General features: G+C 75.5%; 13 protein-coding genes. 9 read left to right on the forward strand and 4 right to left on the reverse strand.

Translation table 11 applies throughout. The annotated features are described in order from the left end of the window. Positions 1–14: 14 nt before the first annotated feature. Complete coding sequence (locus JUB12_RS21130) at positions 15–353, forward strand: co-chaperone YbbN (protein WP_205697415.1); 339 nt, start codon at positions 15–17, stop codon at positions 351–353. Here JUB12_RS21130 and JUB12_RS21135 read toward each other — a convergent pair. Both JUB12_RS21135 and JUB12_RS21140 read right to left on the reverse strand, forming a co-directional pair. Next, positions 350–1246, reverse strand: coding sequence for a LysR family transcriptional regulator (locus tag JUB12_RS21135; protein ID WP_205697416.1), 897 nt, complete (start codon positions 1244–1246; stop codon positions 350–352). The genes JUB12_RS21130 and JUB12_RS21135 overlap by 4 nt on opposite strands. An 18-nt stretch (positions 1247–1264) precedes the next feature. Continuing rightward, entirely contained in the window at positions 1265–1855 is a 591-nt protein-coding gene (locus tag JUB12_RS21140; RefSeq protein ID WP_205697417.1) for an FHA domain-containing protein, read from the reverse strand. Positions 1856–1958: 103 nt separating this feature from the next. On the opposite strand from JUB12_RS21140, the gene JUB12_RS21145 reads away from it, so the two are divergent. The 3 genes from JUB12_RS21145 to JUB12_RS21155 are packed head-to-tail and all read left to right on the forward strand — an operon-like array spanning position 1959 to position 3388. Beyond that, positions 1959–2222 carry a hypothetical protein gene (locus JUB12_RS21145; RefSeq protein ID WP_205697418.1) on the forward strand — a complete coding sequence of 88 codons (264 nt, stop codon included), beginning with the start codon at positions 1959–1961 and terminating at the stop codon, positions 2220–2222. A 34-nt stretch (positions 2223–2256) separates the two neighbouring features. Next, on the forward strand, positions 2257–2805 hold the full coding sequence (locus tag JUB12_RS21150) for an SRPBCC family protein (protein WP_205697419.1): 549 nt from the start codon (positions 2257–2259) through the stop codon (positions 2803–2805). A 13-nt stretch (positions 2806–2818) separates the two neighbouring features. Beyond that, the gene (locus tag JUB12_RS21155; RefSeq protein WP_205697420.1) at positions 2819–3388 is read left to right on the forward strand and encodes a hypothetical protein; all 570 of its coding nucleotides are present in this window, start codon (positions 2819–2821) and stop codon (positions 3386–3388) included. A gap of 185 nt (positions 3389–3573) precedes the next feature. Here the strand turns inward: JUB12_RS21155 and JUB12_RS21160 are convergent, their stop codons facing one another. Further along, on the reverse strand, positions 3574–5376 hold the full coding sequence (locus JUB12_RS21160) for a penicillin-binding transpeptidase domain-containing protein (RefSeq protein WP_205697421.1): 1803 nt from the start codon (positions 5374–5376) through the stop codon (positions 3574–3576). 79 nt (positions 5377–5455) lie between these two features. Here JUB12_RS21160 and JUB12_RS21165 point away from each other — a divergent pair, with 79 nt between their 5' ends. The 5 genes from JUB12_RS21165 (at position 5456) to JUB12_RS21185 (ending at position 13278) form a co-directional block, all read left to right on the forward strand. Continuing rightward, positions 5456–6607, forward strand: coding sequence for a MarP family serine protease (locus JUB12_RS21165; protein WP_205697422.1), 1152 nt, complete (start codon positions 5456–5458; stop codon positions 6605–6607). A gap of 72 nt (positions 6608–6679) precedes the next feature. Continuing rightward, positions 6680–8986, forward strand: a complete 2307-nt coding sequence (locus JUB12_RS21170; protein WP_205697423.1) for a type IA DNA topoisomerase — start codon at positions 6680–6682, stop codon at positions 8984–8986. 59 nt (positions 8987–9045) lie between these two features. After that, positions 9046–10074, forward strand: a complete 1029-nt coding sequence (locus JUB12_RS21175) for an AbrB family transcriptional regulator (protein WP_256436592.1) — start codon at positions 9046–9048, stop codon at positions 10072–10074. Beyond that, positions 10046–10810 (forward strand): beta-phosphoglucomutase family hydrolase, encoded by a 765-nt coding sequence (locus JUB12_RS21180; protein ID WP_205697425.1) that lies wholly within the window; start codon positions 10046–10048, stop codon positions 10808–10810. Before JUB12_RS21175 ends, JUB12_RS21180 begins: the two co-directional genes overlap by 29 nt. Further along, positions 10807–13278, forward strand: coding sequence for a glycoside hydrolase family 65 protein (locus JUB12_RS21185; RefSeq protein WP_205697426.1), 2472 nt, complete (start codon positions 10807–10809; stop codon positions 13276–13278). The genes JUB12_RS21180 and JUB12_RS21185 overlap by 4 nt, the downstream gene beginning before the upstream one ends. Here the strand turns inward: JUB12_RS21185 and uvsE are convergent. After that, positions 13275–14240: a UV DNA damage repair endonuclease UvsE gene (uvsE, locus tag JUB12_RS21190; RefSeq protein WP_205697427.1), complete on the reverse strand. Its 966-nt coding sequence runs from the start codon at positions 14238–14240 to the stop codon at positions 13275–13277. The genes JUB12_RS21185 and uvsE overlap by 4 nt on opposite strands. Positions 14241–14271: the final 31 nt, after the last annotated feature.

A 14271-nucleotide genomic window follows, 5' to 3' on the forward strand; every position in this document is an offset into this window, starting at 1 on the left:
GGGACCGTGCCGGCATGGCCACCCTCCACCACGTCACCGACGACTCCTTCGACGCCGAGGTCCTCGAGGCCGACCGTCCCGTCCTCGTCGAGTTCACCGCCGCCTGGTGCCCGCCCTGCCGGGTGATGGCGCCCGTGCTCGCCGAGCTGGACGCCGATCGCGCCGACCTGGGCGTGGTCGCGCTGGACGTCGACGCCAACCAGGCGACCGCGGCGCGCTTCAGCGTGATGTCCATGCCGACGTTCGCGCTCTTCCGCCACGGCCGCGAGGTCGCCCGGCTCGTCGGCGCCCGGCCGCGGCGCAAGCTCGAGGCCGAGCTCGACGCGGCGCTCGCCGCGCAGCCCGCGGCCTAGCCGCCCGTCGCCTCGTCGCCGCCCAGCGCGGCGGCGAGGCGCTCGGCCAGCCCGCGGGCGGCGGGGGCGAGGCCGTGCTGGGAGGTCAGGAGCGCGAGGCGGTGGCGCGGGTCGCCCGCCAGCCGCGCGACCGCCACGGCCGGGCCGGCCGCGCGCGCCCACGAGGCGGGGACGACCGCGACCGCCAGACCCGCCGCCACGAGGTGGCGGACCGTCGCCGGGTCGCCCGCCTCGAAGCGCGGCAGCGGGCTGAAGCCGGCGCCCTGGCAGACCGCGAGGACCGCGTCGCGCAGCGCGCTGCCGGCCTCGGCGAGGACGAAGGGGCGCTCGCGCAGCGCCGCCGGGTCGACCTCGGTGCCGGTGCCACCGGCGGCCGGCTCGAGCACGACCAGCGGCTCGTCGGCGAGCTCGACGACGTCCACGCCGCTGACGGGCGCCAGGAGCGCCTCGCGCAGCCCGGCCAGGCCCAGGTCGGCCGCGCCGCTGCGCACGAGCGCGACGACGTCGGCCTCGGCGGCCTGGCGCAGGGCGAGCTGGACGCCGGGGTGGTCGCGGTGGAAGGCGGCGAGGACCGCCGGGACCCGCGGCGCGTCGCCCGCGGTGGCGGCGAGCCGGACCACGCCCCGGGCGGCGCCGGCGTGGGCGTCCATGCGCTCGCGCAGGCGCTCGGCCTCGTCGACGACCCGGCGGGCGTGGGCGGCGAGCTCCTCGCCGGCGGCGGTGAGCTCGACGCCTCGCGCGCCGCGGCGCAGGAGCGTCACCCCGAGCTCCTCCTCCAGCCGGCGGACCTGCTGGGACAGCGCCGACTGGGTCAGGTGCAGCTCGTCGGCCGCGCGCGTGACGTGGCCGTGGCGTGCGACCGCGAGGAAGTAGTGCAGCTGGCGGAGCTCCACCCCGCCATGGTGCAGCCGCTAGCGGACGCCGTGCGCAGCGCGGTCGCCGGCGTGCTCGAGCACGTGCAGGTGGTAGCGGCCGACGACGAGCTCGTCGCCGTCGCGCAGCACCTGCCACTCGACCCGCTTGCCGTTGACGAAGACGCCGTTGAGGCTGCGGTCGTCCACCACGCGCACGCCGTCGGCCTGGCGGACGATGAGCGCGTGGCGGCGCGAGACCGTCGGGTCGTCGAAGCGGACGTCGGCGGCCAGCGAGCGGCCGATGCGGGTCCACTCGCGCGCGAGGGCGACGACCTGGGGACGGCCGTCGGGGCCCTCGTAGGCGAGGTAGGTCCCCGGCGCGTCGAGCAGCTCCCGGGCCGCGTCGACGAGCGTCTCGCGGGCCTGCCCGGCGGGGACGTCGTCCGTCGGCGCGCGCTGGAAGCGCCCGGCGGTGAACAGCGAAGCGCGCACGAAGGCCTCGGCGCCACAGCCGGGGCAGGCGCCGAGCTCGCCCACGCCGCCGCTGGACACGACGTAGCCGCACTGCTCGCAGCGGAAGGCGCCCGAGCCCGCGAGGGTCCCGGATCCCAGTGCGGTGACGGCTGGGGTGGTCCTCGGGTCGCTCACGGCGCCTGGTGCATACCCACCTGCCGCGCGTGTGATGCCGCTCGGCGATGGGCGCGGACATGCGGGGTGCAGGACCGACCGGCGTCCTGCCGAACAAGAGGGCATGGCCCGCGTCACCGTCCTCTCCGAGCCGGACCTCGAGCTCGCGCTGCTGCGCAAGGGCGTCGGGGCGCTCGTGGCGGGCCGGCACTGCTGCGCCGAGTGCGGCCGCACGCCGCTGGTCGGCGAGCGCGTCTACGTCTTCAAGCGGTCCAGCACCGTGTGCGCCCTGTGCCGCCCGCGGCGGCGTGGCGAGCCCGAGCGCATCGAGCTCGTGCGCCACAGCGAGCGCGGCCACGCCGTGCGCCTGCGCCGCCGGGCCGCCTGACCCGGCCCGACGCGGGGTAGACTGCCCCGCCGTCGTGGACCCCATCACCGTCTCGGTCTCCATCGCCAAGCCGCGCGAGGAGGTGTTCGCCTACCTGGCGGACATCGCCAACCACGCGGAGTTCACCGACCACTTCCTCGTGGACTGGCGCCTGACGCGGGAGGAGACGGTCGGCCGCGGCGCCGGCGCGCGCTTCCGCATGAAGATGCCGCTCAACCGGTTCCCGTGGGGCGACGCGAACTTCACCGAGGTGGAGGCGCCGCGCCGGATCGTCGAGCGCGGTCGCGCGGGCAAGTACAACCGGATCCGCACGCTCGGCATCTACGAGGTCGATCCGGGTCCCTCGGGCACGACGCGCGTGACCTTCACGTTCGAGACGCTGCCCAAGACGCCGTCGGACAAGCTGCTCGAGAAGCTCGGTGCTCGGACGTGGATGAAGCGCAAGCTGAGCAAGTCCATGCGCCGCCTCCGGGAGGTCCTCGAGGAGGACCGCGGCCGGGGTGCGCGACCCACGATCGCGGGCGGTCCGCGCAAGCCGGCCTCGCAGTTCCGCTTCGAGCCGTCCGCGCGCGCCGACGGGTAACCTGCCGCGTCCCATGCTGCGCCTGCCCCGCCTCGCCGTCACCGCCGTCTGTGCCCTCTCGATCACCGGCCTCGCCGCCTGCGGCGAGGAGCACGAGGTCAAGAAGGGCGAGTCCGAGGGCATCTACGTGACGGTCGACCACCTGAAGTACCAGGTGCAGATCTCCCGCATCCTCAACCAGACCGACGCGGAGGACCGCTCGTACATCGAGGCCCTCGGCGCGACCGCCGACAAGGACCTCGGCCCGGGCGAGGAGTGGTTCGGCGTCTTCCTGCGCGTCGAGAACGAGGGCGACGACGCCCAGGTCTCCTCGCGCGACATCCGCATCGAGGACACGACGGGCGCCGAGTTCGAGCCGCTGCCGCTGGACGGCGACTCCACGCCGCTGGCCTACTTCCCGGCCAACCTCGAGCCGACCCAGGAGATCCCGTCGGTCGGCTCCATCGCGCAGACGACGACGACCGCCGGCGCGCTGCTGCTCTTCAAGCTCCCGCGCCAGAACCTCGAGAACCGCCCGCTCGAGCTGATCATCAAGGGCGAGGGCGCCCCGGCCGACGAGGCCCGGGTCGACCTCGACGTCTAGCCCTCCGCGGACACCGGCTTCGGGCGAGCGCCCCGGCCCGGTGGCCGGGGTGTTCGTCGTCCTGGGGGGCCGGCGCGGCCGGCGCGGTCCTCGGGCATCGAGTGGCGGATCCTCCGCTCCCAGGACGGAGGATCCGCCAACGGATGGCCCCGAACGGCTCGCGGAGCGCCGCCGACGTGTCCCGGCTACCCCAGCGCGGCCTGCAGCACCTGCCGCGCCGCCGGGGCCGCCGTGTCCCCGCCCGCGCCCTGGCCGACGAGCATCACGCCGACCGCGACCTCCGGGTCGTCGGCCGGGGCGTAGGCGGTGAACCAGGCGGTGGTGTCGCTCGTGTCGGTGCCGTCGCAGCCGGCGCCGGGGGCGGGGGCGATCGGGCCGGCGCCGGGGGCCTCGGGCGGGGGCTCGCAGCCTTGGGTCTGCTTGAGCTCGGCGGTGCCGGTCTTGCCGGCGACCGGGACGCCCTTGATCGCCGCGGAGGTGCCGGTGCCGCTGCGGACGACCTCGCGCATGAGGCGCTCGAGCGTCCGCGCGGTCCTGGCGCTCACCGCGCGGGTGGACTCGGCCCGCTCGCCGATGCGGCGGCCGTCGAGGGTGAGGACGGGGCGGCGGCCCTCGAGTGCGACGGTCGCGGCCACCGTCGCCATCTCGAGCGCGGTCGCCTGCAGCCGGCCCTGGCCGATGGCGCTCGAGCCGACCGCCAGGTCGTCGCCGATCTCGCCGGCCCGGGGGATCGTGCTCGTCGCCGCCCCCGGGATGGCCGGCGGCTGGTTGAAGCCGAAGGCCTCGGCGGTCTTGACGAGCCGCGCCGCGCCGACCTCGGCGCCCAGCGGCGCGAAGACGGAGTTGCAGGACTCGGCGAACGCCTCGAGGAACGTCCCGCCGCACGCCTCGCCGTTGGCGTTCTGGAGGTCGACGCCCTCGAGCGTCGCCGCCGTCTGGACCGGGAAGCGCTTGCCGAGGCTGACCTTGCCGGCCTCGAGCGCGGCGGCCGCGGTGATGACCTTGAACGTCGACCCCGGCGGCTGGAGGCCGGAGAAGCCGATGCCCGCGGCGGCGAGGACCTCGCCCGTGCGCGGCCTGACCGCCACGACGCCGCCGAGCCGGCCGGCCAGGGCGGTGACCGCGGCGGTCTGCACGGACGGCGCGATCGTCGTGCGGACGGCGGGCGCCTTGCGCGGCCGCGCCGTCGCGATGAGGCGCGAGCCGGCCCGCAGCTCCCCGCCGGGCGTGCCGTGCAGCCGGTCGTCGAAGATCCGCTCGAGCCCGTTGATGCCGACCTGGGCGTCGGCCGGCACGCCGAGCTTGCGCAGCGCCTCCTGGCGCTCGTCGGGCGCGGGGCCCAGCGAGCCGCGGATGTCGGACGCGGCGGCCAGCGGTGAGGAGCGGTCGGGCCCGGACGCCAGCGGGCTCCCGTCACGGGCCAGGATCGATGCCCGCTCGGGCAGCGTCGTCGTGCGGCGCAGCCGCTCGCCCTTCTTCAGCCCGGGGAAGACGAGCTCGCTGGTCCACGCGATGCCCAGGGCGTCGCCGTCCTCCTCGACCGGGAGGACGACGGGCCCGCGCAGCGTCCCGAAGACCCGGGTGCGCACCGCGACGTCGACGGTCCAGCGGCCGTCGTCGCGCTCGGTCGGCTCGCCGAAGCGCAGGACCTCGGCGGTGGCGGTCGCCAGCGCGCGCCGGTGGTCGCGTGCGAAGGCGACCGCGCTCTCGGCGTTCTTGGCGCGGTCGGTGAGCCGGTCGTGCATCGCCGCGTAGTCGCCGGCCGCCCACGCGCGCACGTAGGCGTCGACGAGCTCCTGGCGCTCGTCGCTGCCCAGCGACGAGACCGCCACGACCGTGCCGCCGCCGACCACCACGAGCAGCGCGGCGAGCGGGAGCGCCCGCCGGCGCAGCCGGTCGGCGCGCGTCGGCCGCCGCCGACGCCCCGCGCCGGGGGAGAGGGCGGAGGTCGCAGGGCGCGCCCCGGTTCGTCCTCGCGTCGGCGCCACGTGGGGCTGCACGGTACCCGCCGCGCGGGCCCCACGATCCCGTCGATCCTCAGCGTGCACGAGTACGCTCGCCCGGCGCATGACCGTCGTCGACTGGAGCATCGTCGCCTTCGCGGCGATCCTGGCCGCCTTCGGGTGGCGCCAGGGCTTCGTGGTCGGCGCCCTGTCGCTCGGCGGGTTCGCCCTCGGCGCGTGGCTCGGGACCCGTCTCGCGCCCGCGGTGCTGAGCGAGGGCTCCGCGTCCCCGTACGCGCCCCTGTTCGGCCTGCTCGGCGCGCTGCTGGGCGGCGCGATCCTCGCCACCGGCCTCGAGGGCCTGGGCGCCGCGCTGCGGTCGATGATCGTCGTCCCCGGGCTGCGCGCCCTCGACGGCCTCCTCGGGGCGGGGCTCGCGGCCGCGCTCGCCCTCGCGCTCGCGTGGCTCTTCGGCGCCGTCGCGCTGCACACGCCCGGCGCGCGCGACCTGCGCCGGGAGGTCCAGCGCTCCGAGGTCCTCGCGCGCCTCAACGACCTGCTGCCGCCCAGCGGCCCGCTGCTCAACGCCCTCGCCCGCTTCGACCCGTTCCCGCGCCTGGACGGCCCGCAGGCCGACGTGGCGCCCCCGCGCGCCGCCATCGCGCGCGACCCGGAGGTCGCCGGCGCGGCGGCATCCGTCGTCCGCGTCCTGGGCACGGCGTGCGGCCTGGGCGTCTCGGGCTCGGGCTGGGTCGCCGCGCCCGGCGTCGTCGTCACGAACGCCCACGTCGTCGCCGGCCAGGACGACACGACGGTCCAGCTGCGGGGCAGGGGCGAGCACCTCGACGCCGACGCCGTGCTCTTCGACCCGCGCAACGACATCGCCGTCCTGCGCGTGGACGGGCTCGACGCGCCCGCCCTCGAGGTGGCGCAGGACCCGCCGGTCGGCCGCGCCGCCGCGATCCTCGGCTTCCCGCGCAACGGCCCGTACGACGTGCGTGCCGGGCGCCTGGGCCGCACCACGGACGTGCTGACCGAGGACGCCTACGGCCGCGGCCCCCTGCGCCGGCGCATCACCGCGCTGCGCGGCCTGGTCCGGCCCGGCAACTCCGGGGGGCCGATGGTCGACGGCGCGGGCCGCGTGGTGACGACGATCTTCGCCGCCTCGCGCGGCTCGGACCGCACGGGCGGCTACGGCGTGCCCGACGACCTGGTGCGCGACGCGCTGCGCGAGCGCTCCTCGCAGCCGGTCGGCACGGGTCCGTGCGCGCAGTGACGCAGAGGCGTCGCGCACCGCGCGCGACCTGCCACAGGCCGCGCCGGGCCCGGCCGCTACCCTCCCCGCCCCATGGGCAAGACCCTCGTCATCGCGGAGAAGCCGTCGGTCGGGCGCGACCTCGCGCGCGTGCTGCCCGGCCCCTTCGAGAAGAAGAGCGGGGCGGGGGAGCGGACCGAGCGCTGGCTCGAGGGTCCCGAGCACGTCATCACCTGGGCCGTCGGCCACCTCGTCCAGCTCGCCGAGCCCGACGAGTACGACGCGAAGTTCAAGAAGTGGCGGATGGCCGACCTGCCGATCGTCCCCAGCCGCTTCAAGCTCGTGGTGCGCGACGAGCGCTCCCAGAAGCAGATGACGGTCATCCGCCAGCTGCTCAAGCGCGACGACCTCGACCGCGTCATCAACGCCTGCGACGCCGGCCGCGAGGGCGAGCTGATCTTCAAGTACGTCGTCGAGAAGGCGGGCGGGACGAAGAGCCTGCCGGTCCAGCGCCTGTGGCTGTCGTCGATGACCACCGAGGCGATCAAGGACGCCTTCGGCCGGCTGCGCCCCGACGACGAGCTCGCGCTGCTCGAGGACGCCGCGCGCTCGCGCTCGGAGGCTGACTGGATCGTCGGCATGAACGCCACGCGCGCCGCGACCATCCGCCTGCGCTCGAGCTTCGACGGCGCCGTCTCCCTCGGCCGCGTGCAGACGCCGACGCTCGCGATCCTGACCCGCCGCGAGGAGGAGATCCGGGCGTTCAAGCCCGAGCCCTACTTCCTCGTCGACGCGACGTTCGAGACCGGGGACGGCCGCCGCTACGAGGGCCGCTGGGCCAAGGGCCCCGTCGACGCCGAGAAGGCCCACCGCGGCGACATCAAGTCCCCGCGCATCGCCGACGGCGACATCGCCACGGCGATCGTCGAGGCGGTCCGCGGCGGCGCCGGCTCGATCACGAAGCTCGAGAAGACCAAGCGCACCGAACGCGCGCCGCTCCTCTACGACCTCACGAGCCTCCAGCGCGAGGCCAACACGCGCTTCGGCTTCAGCGCCCGGCGCACCCTCGCGGCCGCCCAGCGCTGCTACGAGGAGCACAAGGTCCTCACGTACCCGCGCACGAGCTCGCGCTTCCTGACCAGCGACATGGTCGGGGAGCTCAAGCCGATCGCCGGCCACGTCGGCGCGCGGCCCGAGTACGCCAAGGCGGCCGCCTACGTCCGCGGCCTGGACCTCCTGCCCCTCGGGCGCGTGGTCAACGACGAGAAGGTCGGCGACCACCACGCGATCATCCCGACCAACGCGCCGCACAGGCTCGACAAGCTCTCCGACGACGACCGGCGCATCTACGACATGGTCGCCCGCCGGTTCCTCGCGGTCTTCCACCCCGAGGCGGTCTTCGAGAACACGCGCGTCGAGACGACGGTGGCCGAGCACGTCTTCCGCACCCGCGGCAAGGTCCTGCTCGTCCCGGGCTGGCGCGGGGTCTACGGCGAGGGCGCCGCGCCCGGCGACGCCGCGGGGTCCGACGACGACGAGGGCCGCGACCAGCAGCTGCCGAAGCTCGAGCAGGGCGAGGGGGTGGAGACCAAGGAGGTCGTCCGCCTCGAGAAGGAGACCAAGCCGCCCCGGCGCTACAGCGACGCGTCGCTGCTGGGCGCGATGGAGACCGCCGGCAAGCTCGTCGACGACGACGAGCTGCGCGAGGCGATGAAGGAGTCGGGCATCGGCACGCCCGCCACCCGCGCGGCGATCATCGAGCGCCTCATCGACGTGGGCTACGTCGAGCGCGACGGTCGCTCGCTCGTCGCCACCGAGAAGGGCCTGAACGTCATCCGCCTGCTCGGCGGCCACCCGCTCACCTCGCCGGCGCTCACCGGCGACTGGGAGAAGCGCCTGGCGCTCATCGAGCACGGCGACGACTCCCGCAAGGCGTTCATGAGCGACATCCAGAAGTTCGCCGGCGAGACCGTCGGCGTCCTCGACGCGACGCTCAAGGACGTCCGCATCCCGCGGGCGAACCTCGGCCCGTGCCCGGTCTGCGGCCACGACATCCAGGAGAACCGCAAGGGCTACTCGTGCTGGTCGCGCGAGGACCCGGGCTGCGGCTTCGTCATCTGGAAGTCCAAGGCGGGCAAGCAGCTGCCGGCCGCCGTGGCCAAGGAGCTCATCGCGACGGGCCGGACGGCCCGGCCGGTGACCGGCTTCAAGGGCCGCAGCGGCCGCTCGTTCCGCGCGCGCCTGGCGCTGCAGCAGGGCGAAGACGCCAAGTGGCGGGTCGAGTTCGACGAGCCGTGGGCCAAGGAGGGCGCGCGGGCGCCGTCCGAGGAGCACGAGGCCGAGGCGACCGCCGGTGCGGCGGCCGCGGCGTCGGCGCCGGCCGCCTCCGAAGCGGCGTAGTGCCCCGGGCGAAGGGCTGACGCCTGCGGCTCCCCGGACCCGCCTGGGCACCCGTCGGGCTGGCCACCGTGCTCGCCGGGCTCGGCCTCGGCGCGCTGGGGATGCCGTCGTCGTACCTGTTCGCGGCGCTCCTGGTGGGCATCGCGGTCGCGCTGACCCGTCCCGGGACCGTCGACGTCGCGCCGCAGGCGTTCACCGCGGCGCAGGCGGTCACCGGCGTGGCCATCGGCGGCTACCTGCAGTCCTCCTCGCTGTCGGCGCTCGGGGACGCCTGGCTGCCGGTGGCGCTCGTGAGCGCCGCGACGCTCGTGGTCTCGCTCGCGGCGGGCGCGGCGCTGGCGCGGACGACGAGCCTCGACGAGCCCACCGCGGCGCTGGGCATGGTCGCCGGCGGCGCCTCGGGCATCGTCGGGATGGCGGGCGAGCTGGGCGCCGACGACCGGCTCGTCGCCTTCATGCAGTACCTGCGGGTGCTCGTCGTCGTGCTCGTCACGCCGCTGCTCGTCGCCTTCGCCTTCGGCGGCGGCGGGGGAGGCGGCGGCGTCCCCGACGACGGGCCGGTGCTCGGTGACCTCGACGGCTGGGGCTTCACGGTCGCCGGCGCGGTCGTCGGCACCGTGGTGGCCACGCGCGTGCGGCTCACCGCCGCGTCGCTCATGGGCCCGCTGATCCTCTCGGGCGCGGTGCACCTGTCGACGGGCAGCGCCCCGGACGTCCCGCCGCTGCTGCGCGAGACGGCGTTCGCGCTCATCGGCCTCCAGGTCGGCCTGCGCTTCACGGTCGCGGCCCTGCGCCAGGCCGGCCGGCTGCTCGTGCCGACGCTCGTCGCGATCGTCGTCCTGCTCGCGGCCTGCGCCCTGCTGGCGGTGGGCCTCGACGCGGCGACGTCCGTCTCGCTGCTCGACGCGTACCTCGCCACGACGCCGGGCGGCCTGTACGCCGTGCTGGCCGCGGCGTTCGGCTCCGGTGCCGACACGACGTTCGTCGTCGCGGTCCAGGGCCTGCGGCTGCTGGTGATGATCCTGCTCGCCCCGGTTGCCGTCCGGCTCGTGGTCGGCCATGGTGCACGGCGTGGGCGACACGGGTAGAGCGCCGGGCGTGCGCGTCCCTGACTCCGTCCGCGCCCTGCTGTTCGACATGGACGGCGTGCTGACCGACACCGCGCGCGTCCATGCCGGCGCGTGGCAGCAGACCTTCGACGCGGTGCTCGACGAGCTCGGCAGCGACGCGCCGCGCTTCGACACCGACGCGGACTACCGCGCCTACGTCGACGGCAAGAGCCGCCTGGACGGCGTGCGGTCCTTCCTGGAGGCGCGCGGCGTCGAGCTCCCGGAGGGCGAGGCGGACGACGGGCCGCAGGCCCTGACCGTCCGCGGCGTCGGGAGGCGCAAGAACGACCTCGTGCTCGAGCTCATCCGCTCGCGCGGGGTCGACCGCTACGAGGGCTCGCTGCGCTTCGTCGAGCAGGCGCGCGCCAAGGGGCTGCAGACCGCGGTCGTCTCCTCGAGCGCCAACGCGCGCGAGGCGCTGCGCTCGGCCGGGATGGACGAGCTCTTCGACACCTGGGTCGACGGCGTGCGCATCGACGAGGAGGGCCTGCCGGGCAAGCCCGCGCCCGACACGTTCCTCGCCGCCGCGCGGGACCTCGGCGTGTCGCCCGCGCACGCGGCGGTCCTCGAGGACGCGCTCGCCGGCGTCGCGGCAGGGCGGGCCGGGGACTTCGGCTGGGTCGTCGGCGTCGACCGCACCGGGCATCCCGACGACCTGCGCAAGCACGGCGCCGACGTCGTCGTGCGAGACCTCGAGGAGCTGGAGCTCGCGTGAGCGCCACCCGCGCGCAGCCCGGGCCGCCGGAGGACGGCGCCAAGCCCTCCGGCGAGGGCGCGCGCCCGCAGCGCGGCGGGCGCGAGGAGCCCGCGGGCGGGATGGGCACGGCGGGCCGGTCGGACACCCTCGAGCCGCCCGAGCCGTGGTGCCTGCGCGAGACCGGCGTGGACCGCGCCCGCCTGGGTCGCGCCGAGTCGCTCTTCGCGCTGTCCAACGGCCATCTCGGCCTGCGCGGCAACCTCGACGAGGGCGAGCCGCGCGTCGTCAGCGGCACGTACCTCAACGGCTTCTACGAGAGCTACCCGCTCGACTACGGCGAGCGCGGCTTCGGCTTCGCCGAGGACGGCCAGACCGTCGTCAACGCCCCCGACGGCAAGATCATCCGCCTCGTCGTCGAGAACGAGCCGGTCGACGTCGAGCGCGGGACCGTCGAGCACCACGAGCGCGAGCTGGACCTGCGCGCCGGCGTGCTGCGCCGGCAGCTGCGCTGGCGCTCGGCCTACGGCCATCGCATCGAGGTGCGCACGAAGCGCATGGTCTCGTTCCTGCAGCGCAGCGTCGCGGCGATCCAGTACGAGGTCGAGGCGCTCGACGAGCCGCTGTGGGTGACGCTGCAGTCGATCCTCGTCGCCAACCAGGACGAGCGCTCGGGCGGGGAGGACCCGCGCTCGGCGCGCGCGATCGGCGACGTGCTCGATCCGCGGCTGGCGGTCGGCGGCGACCGGCGCGCCGTGCTCTGCCACGCGACCAAGCGCACCCAGCTCTCGGTCGCCTCGGGCATGGACCACGTGCTCGACGCGCCGGGCGACTGCCGCGTGAGCCTCGACGTGGAGGACGACCTCGCCCGGGTGACCGTGTCGACGCGGATCGAGCCCGGCACGCCGCTGCGCCTGACGAAGTTCCTCGCCTACCACTGGTCCTCGCGCCAGACCGTCGAGTGGCTGCGCGACCAGGTCGACGCGAGCCTCGAGGCGGCGCTGGCCGAGGGCTGGGACGGCCTGGCCGACCGCCAGAAGCGCTTCCTCGACGACTGGTGGGAGCGCGCCGACGTCGAGCTCGACGGCGACCCCGCGGTCCAGCAGGCGCTGCGCTTCGCGCTCTTCCACCTCATCCAGGCGGGCGCGCGCATCGAGGGGCGCGCGATCGCCGCGAAGGGCCAGACGGGCACGGGCTACGACGGGCACGCGTTCTGGGACACCGAGGCCTACGTCCTGCCGGTGCTCACCTACCTCGAGCCGCGGGCGGTGCGCGACGCGCTCGAGTGGCGCTGGTCGACGCTGCCCCAGGCACGCGAGCGCGCCGCGCAGCTCGACCTGCCGGGCGCGTCGCTGCCGTGGCGGACGATCCACGGCGAGGAGTGCTCGGGCTACTGGCCCGCGGGCCTTGCGGCGCTGCACGTCAACGCCGACGTCGCCGACGCGGTGCGCCGCTACGTCCACGTCACCGGCGACGAGGAGTTCGAGCGCCACCAGGGCTTCGACCTGCTCGTGGAGACGGCGCGCCTGTGGGCGGGCGTGGGCTGGTTCGACCGTGTCGGCACCTTCCGCATCAACGGCGTCACCGGGCCCGACGAGTACTCCGCGCTGGTGGACAACAACGTCTTCACGAACCTCATGGCCAAGGCGAACCTCGTCGCCGCCGCGGAGGTCGCCCGCAAGCACGCCGACCGCGCCGCCGAGCTCGGGGTGGACGAGGACGAGATCGCCACGTGGGAGCGCGCCGCGCAGGCGATGTACGTCCCCTACGACGACGCGCTGCTCGTGCATCCGCAGGACCAGGACTTCACCGTCCACGACGTCTGGGACTTCGCGGCGACGCCGGCCGAGCACTACCCGCTCCTGCTGCACTACCCCTACTTCCAGCTCTACCGCCGGCAGGTCGTCAAGCAGGCCGACCTGGTGCTGGCGCTGTGGTTCCGGGGTGAGGCGTTCACCGACGAGGAGAAGCGCCGCGACTTCGAGTACTACGAGGCGATCACCGTGCGCGACTCGTCGCTCTCGGCGTGCGCGCAGGCGGTCGTCGCGGCCGAGGTCGGCCATCTGGACCTCGCCTGGGCGTACCTGCGCGAGGCGGCGCTGACCGACATCGACGACCTCCACCACAACGCCCAGGGCGGCCTGCACATGGCGTCGCTGGCGGGCGCGGTGCTGTCGGTCACCAACGGCCTGGGCGGGTTCCGCGACGGCGACGGCATCCCGCGCTTCCGCCCGCGGCTGCCCGATCCGGTGCGGCGCGTCGCCTTCCGGCTGACGATCCGCGGCACGCGCCTGCGCGTCGAGCTCGTCCCCGGCGAGGCGCGCTACGTCGTGGAGGACGGGGAGCCGCTGACGATCGAGCACGACGGGGAGCGCTTCGAGGTCGGCGCGGACGTCGTCGCGCGGCCGCTGCCCGAGGTGCCGGACCTCGACCCGCCGCCCTTCCCCGCGGGGCGCGGACCGGGCTGCTTGGGTCCGGCGGCCGACTAGCCCGCGGGCTGCAGGTGGCCCTCGCGCGCGGCGACGCCGCGGGCGGCGAGCTGCTCGCGCAGGCGCAGGAGCGCGAGGTCCTTGGCCTTGGCCTCGAGCATCACGTCGAAGTCCAGGCCCTCGGCGGTCTCCGTGAGGAACTGCTCGAAGGCGATCGGGTCGATCGTGTCCGCGTGGGCGCGCAGCTGGGGCAGCACCACGCGGCGCTCGACGCGCCGGCCCTTCTTGACCTTCTGCTCCTCGACCGCGGTCTTCGGCGTCGAGTAGTGGATCTTCGGCAGGACGCCCGCCGGCCACGTGGCGAGCGCGAGCTCGAGCGCCTCGCGGTCGGGGATCCGGTCGGGGTCGTTGCAGTGGTGGTGCAGGATGTCCCAGACGACCGGGCGTCCGACCCGCTCGCTCAGGGCGAGGACGTCGCGCAGCGAGAAGGTGCGGTCGTCGTTCTCGATGACCAGGCGGCTGCGGGCGGCGTCGGAGAGCAGCTCGAAGCCCTGGCAGAAGCGGTCCATCGCGGCGGCCGGTCCGCCGGCGGCGCCGCCGACGTGCAGGACGACGATGGACTCCGGCCCCAGGCCCATGGCGTCCATGAGCTCGGCCTGGACCTCGAGCTCGACGGCGGCCAGGCGCTGGACCTCCGCGTCCTCGGAGTTGAGGACCGTGTACTGGCCGGGGTGCGTCGTCAGCCGGATGCCGAGCTCGCGGGCGCGGGCGCCGACCTCGGCGAGGCGATCGGCGAAGCGCGCGGGCTGGTCGCGGAACTGCGTGAGCTCCGGGTGCGAGGCGTAGGGCGCCAGCCCGGTGGCCATCCGGTAGAAGCGGATGTCGGTGTCGTCCAGGTAGCCCAGGATCGCCTCGAGGTGGTCCAGCGAGACGCCCAGCGACGGCTCGGACTGCCAGCGGCGGGTGTCGTGCGAGGGCAGCCCGCCCGCACCGAGGACCTTGACCGCGAACCCGAGGCGCATCGTCGGTGCGCTACCCGTGCCCCATGGCGCG

The organism is Conexibacter sp. SYSU D00693 (assembly GCF_017084525.1).
Taxonomy (GTDB): domain Bacteria; phylum Actinomycetota; class Thermoleophilia; order Solirubrobacterales; family Solirubrobacteraceae; genus Baekduia.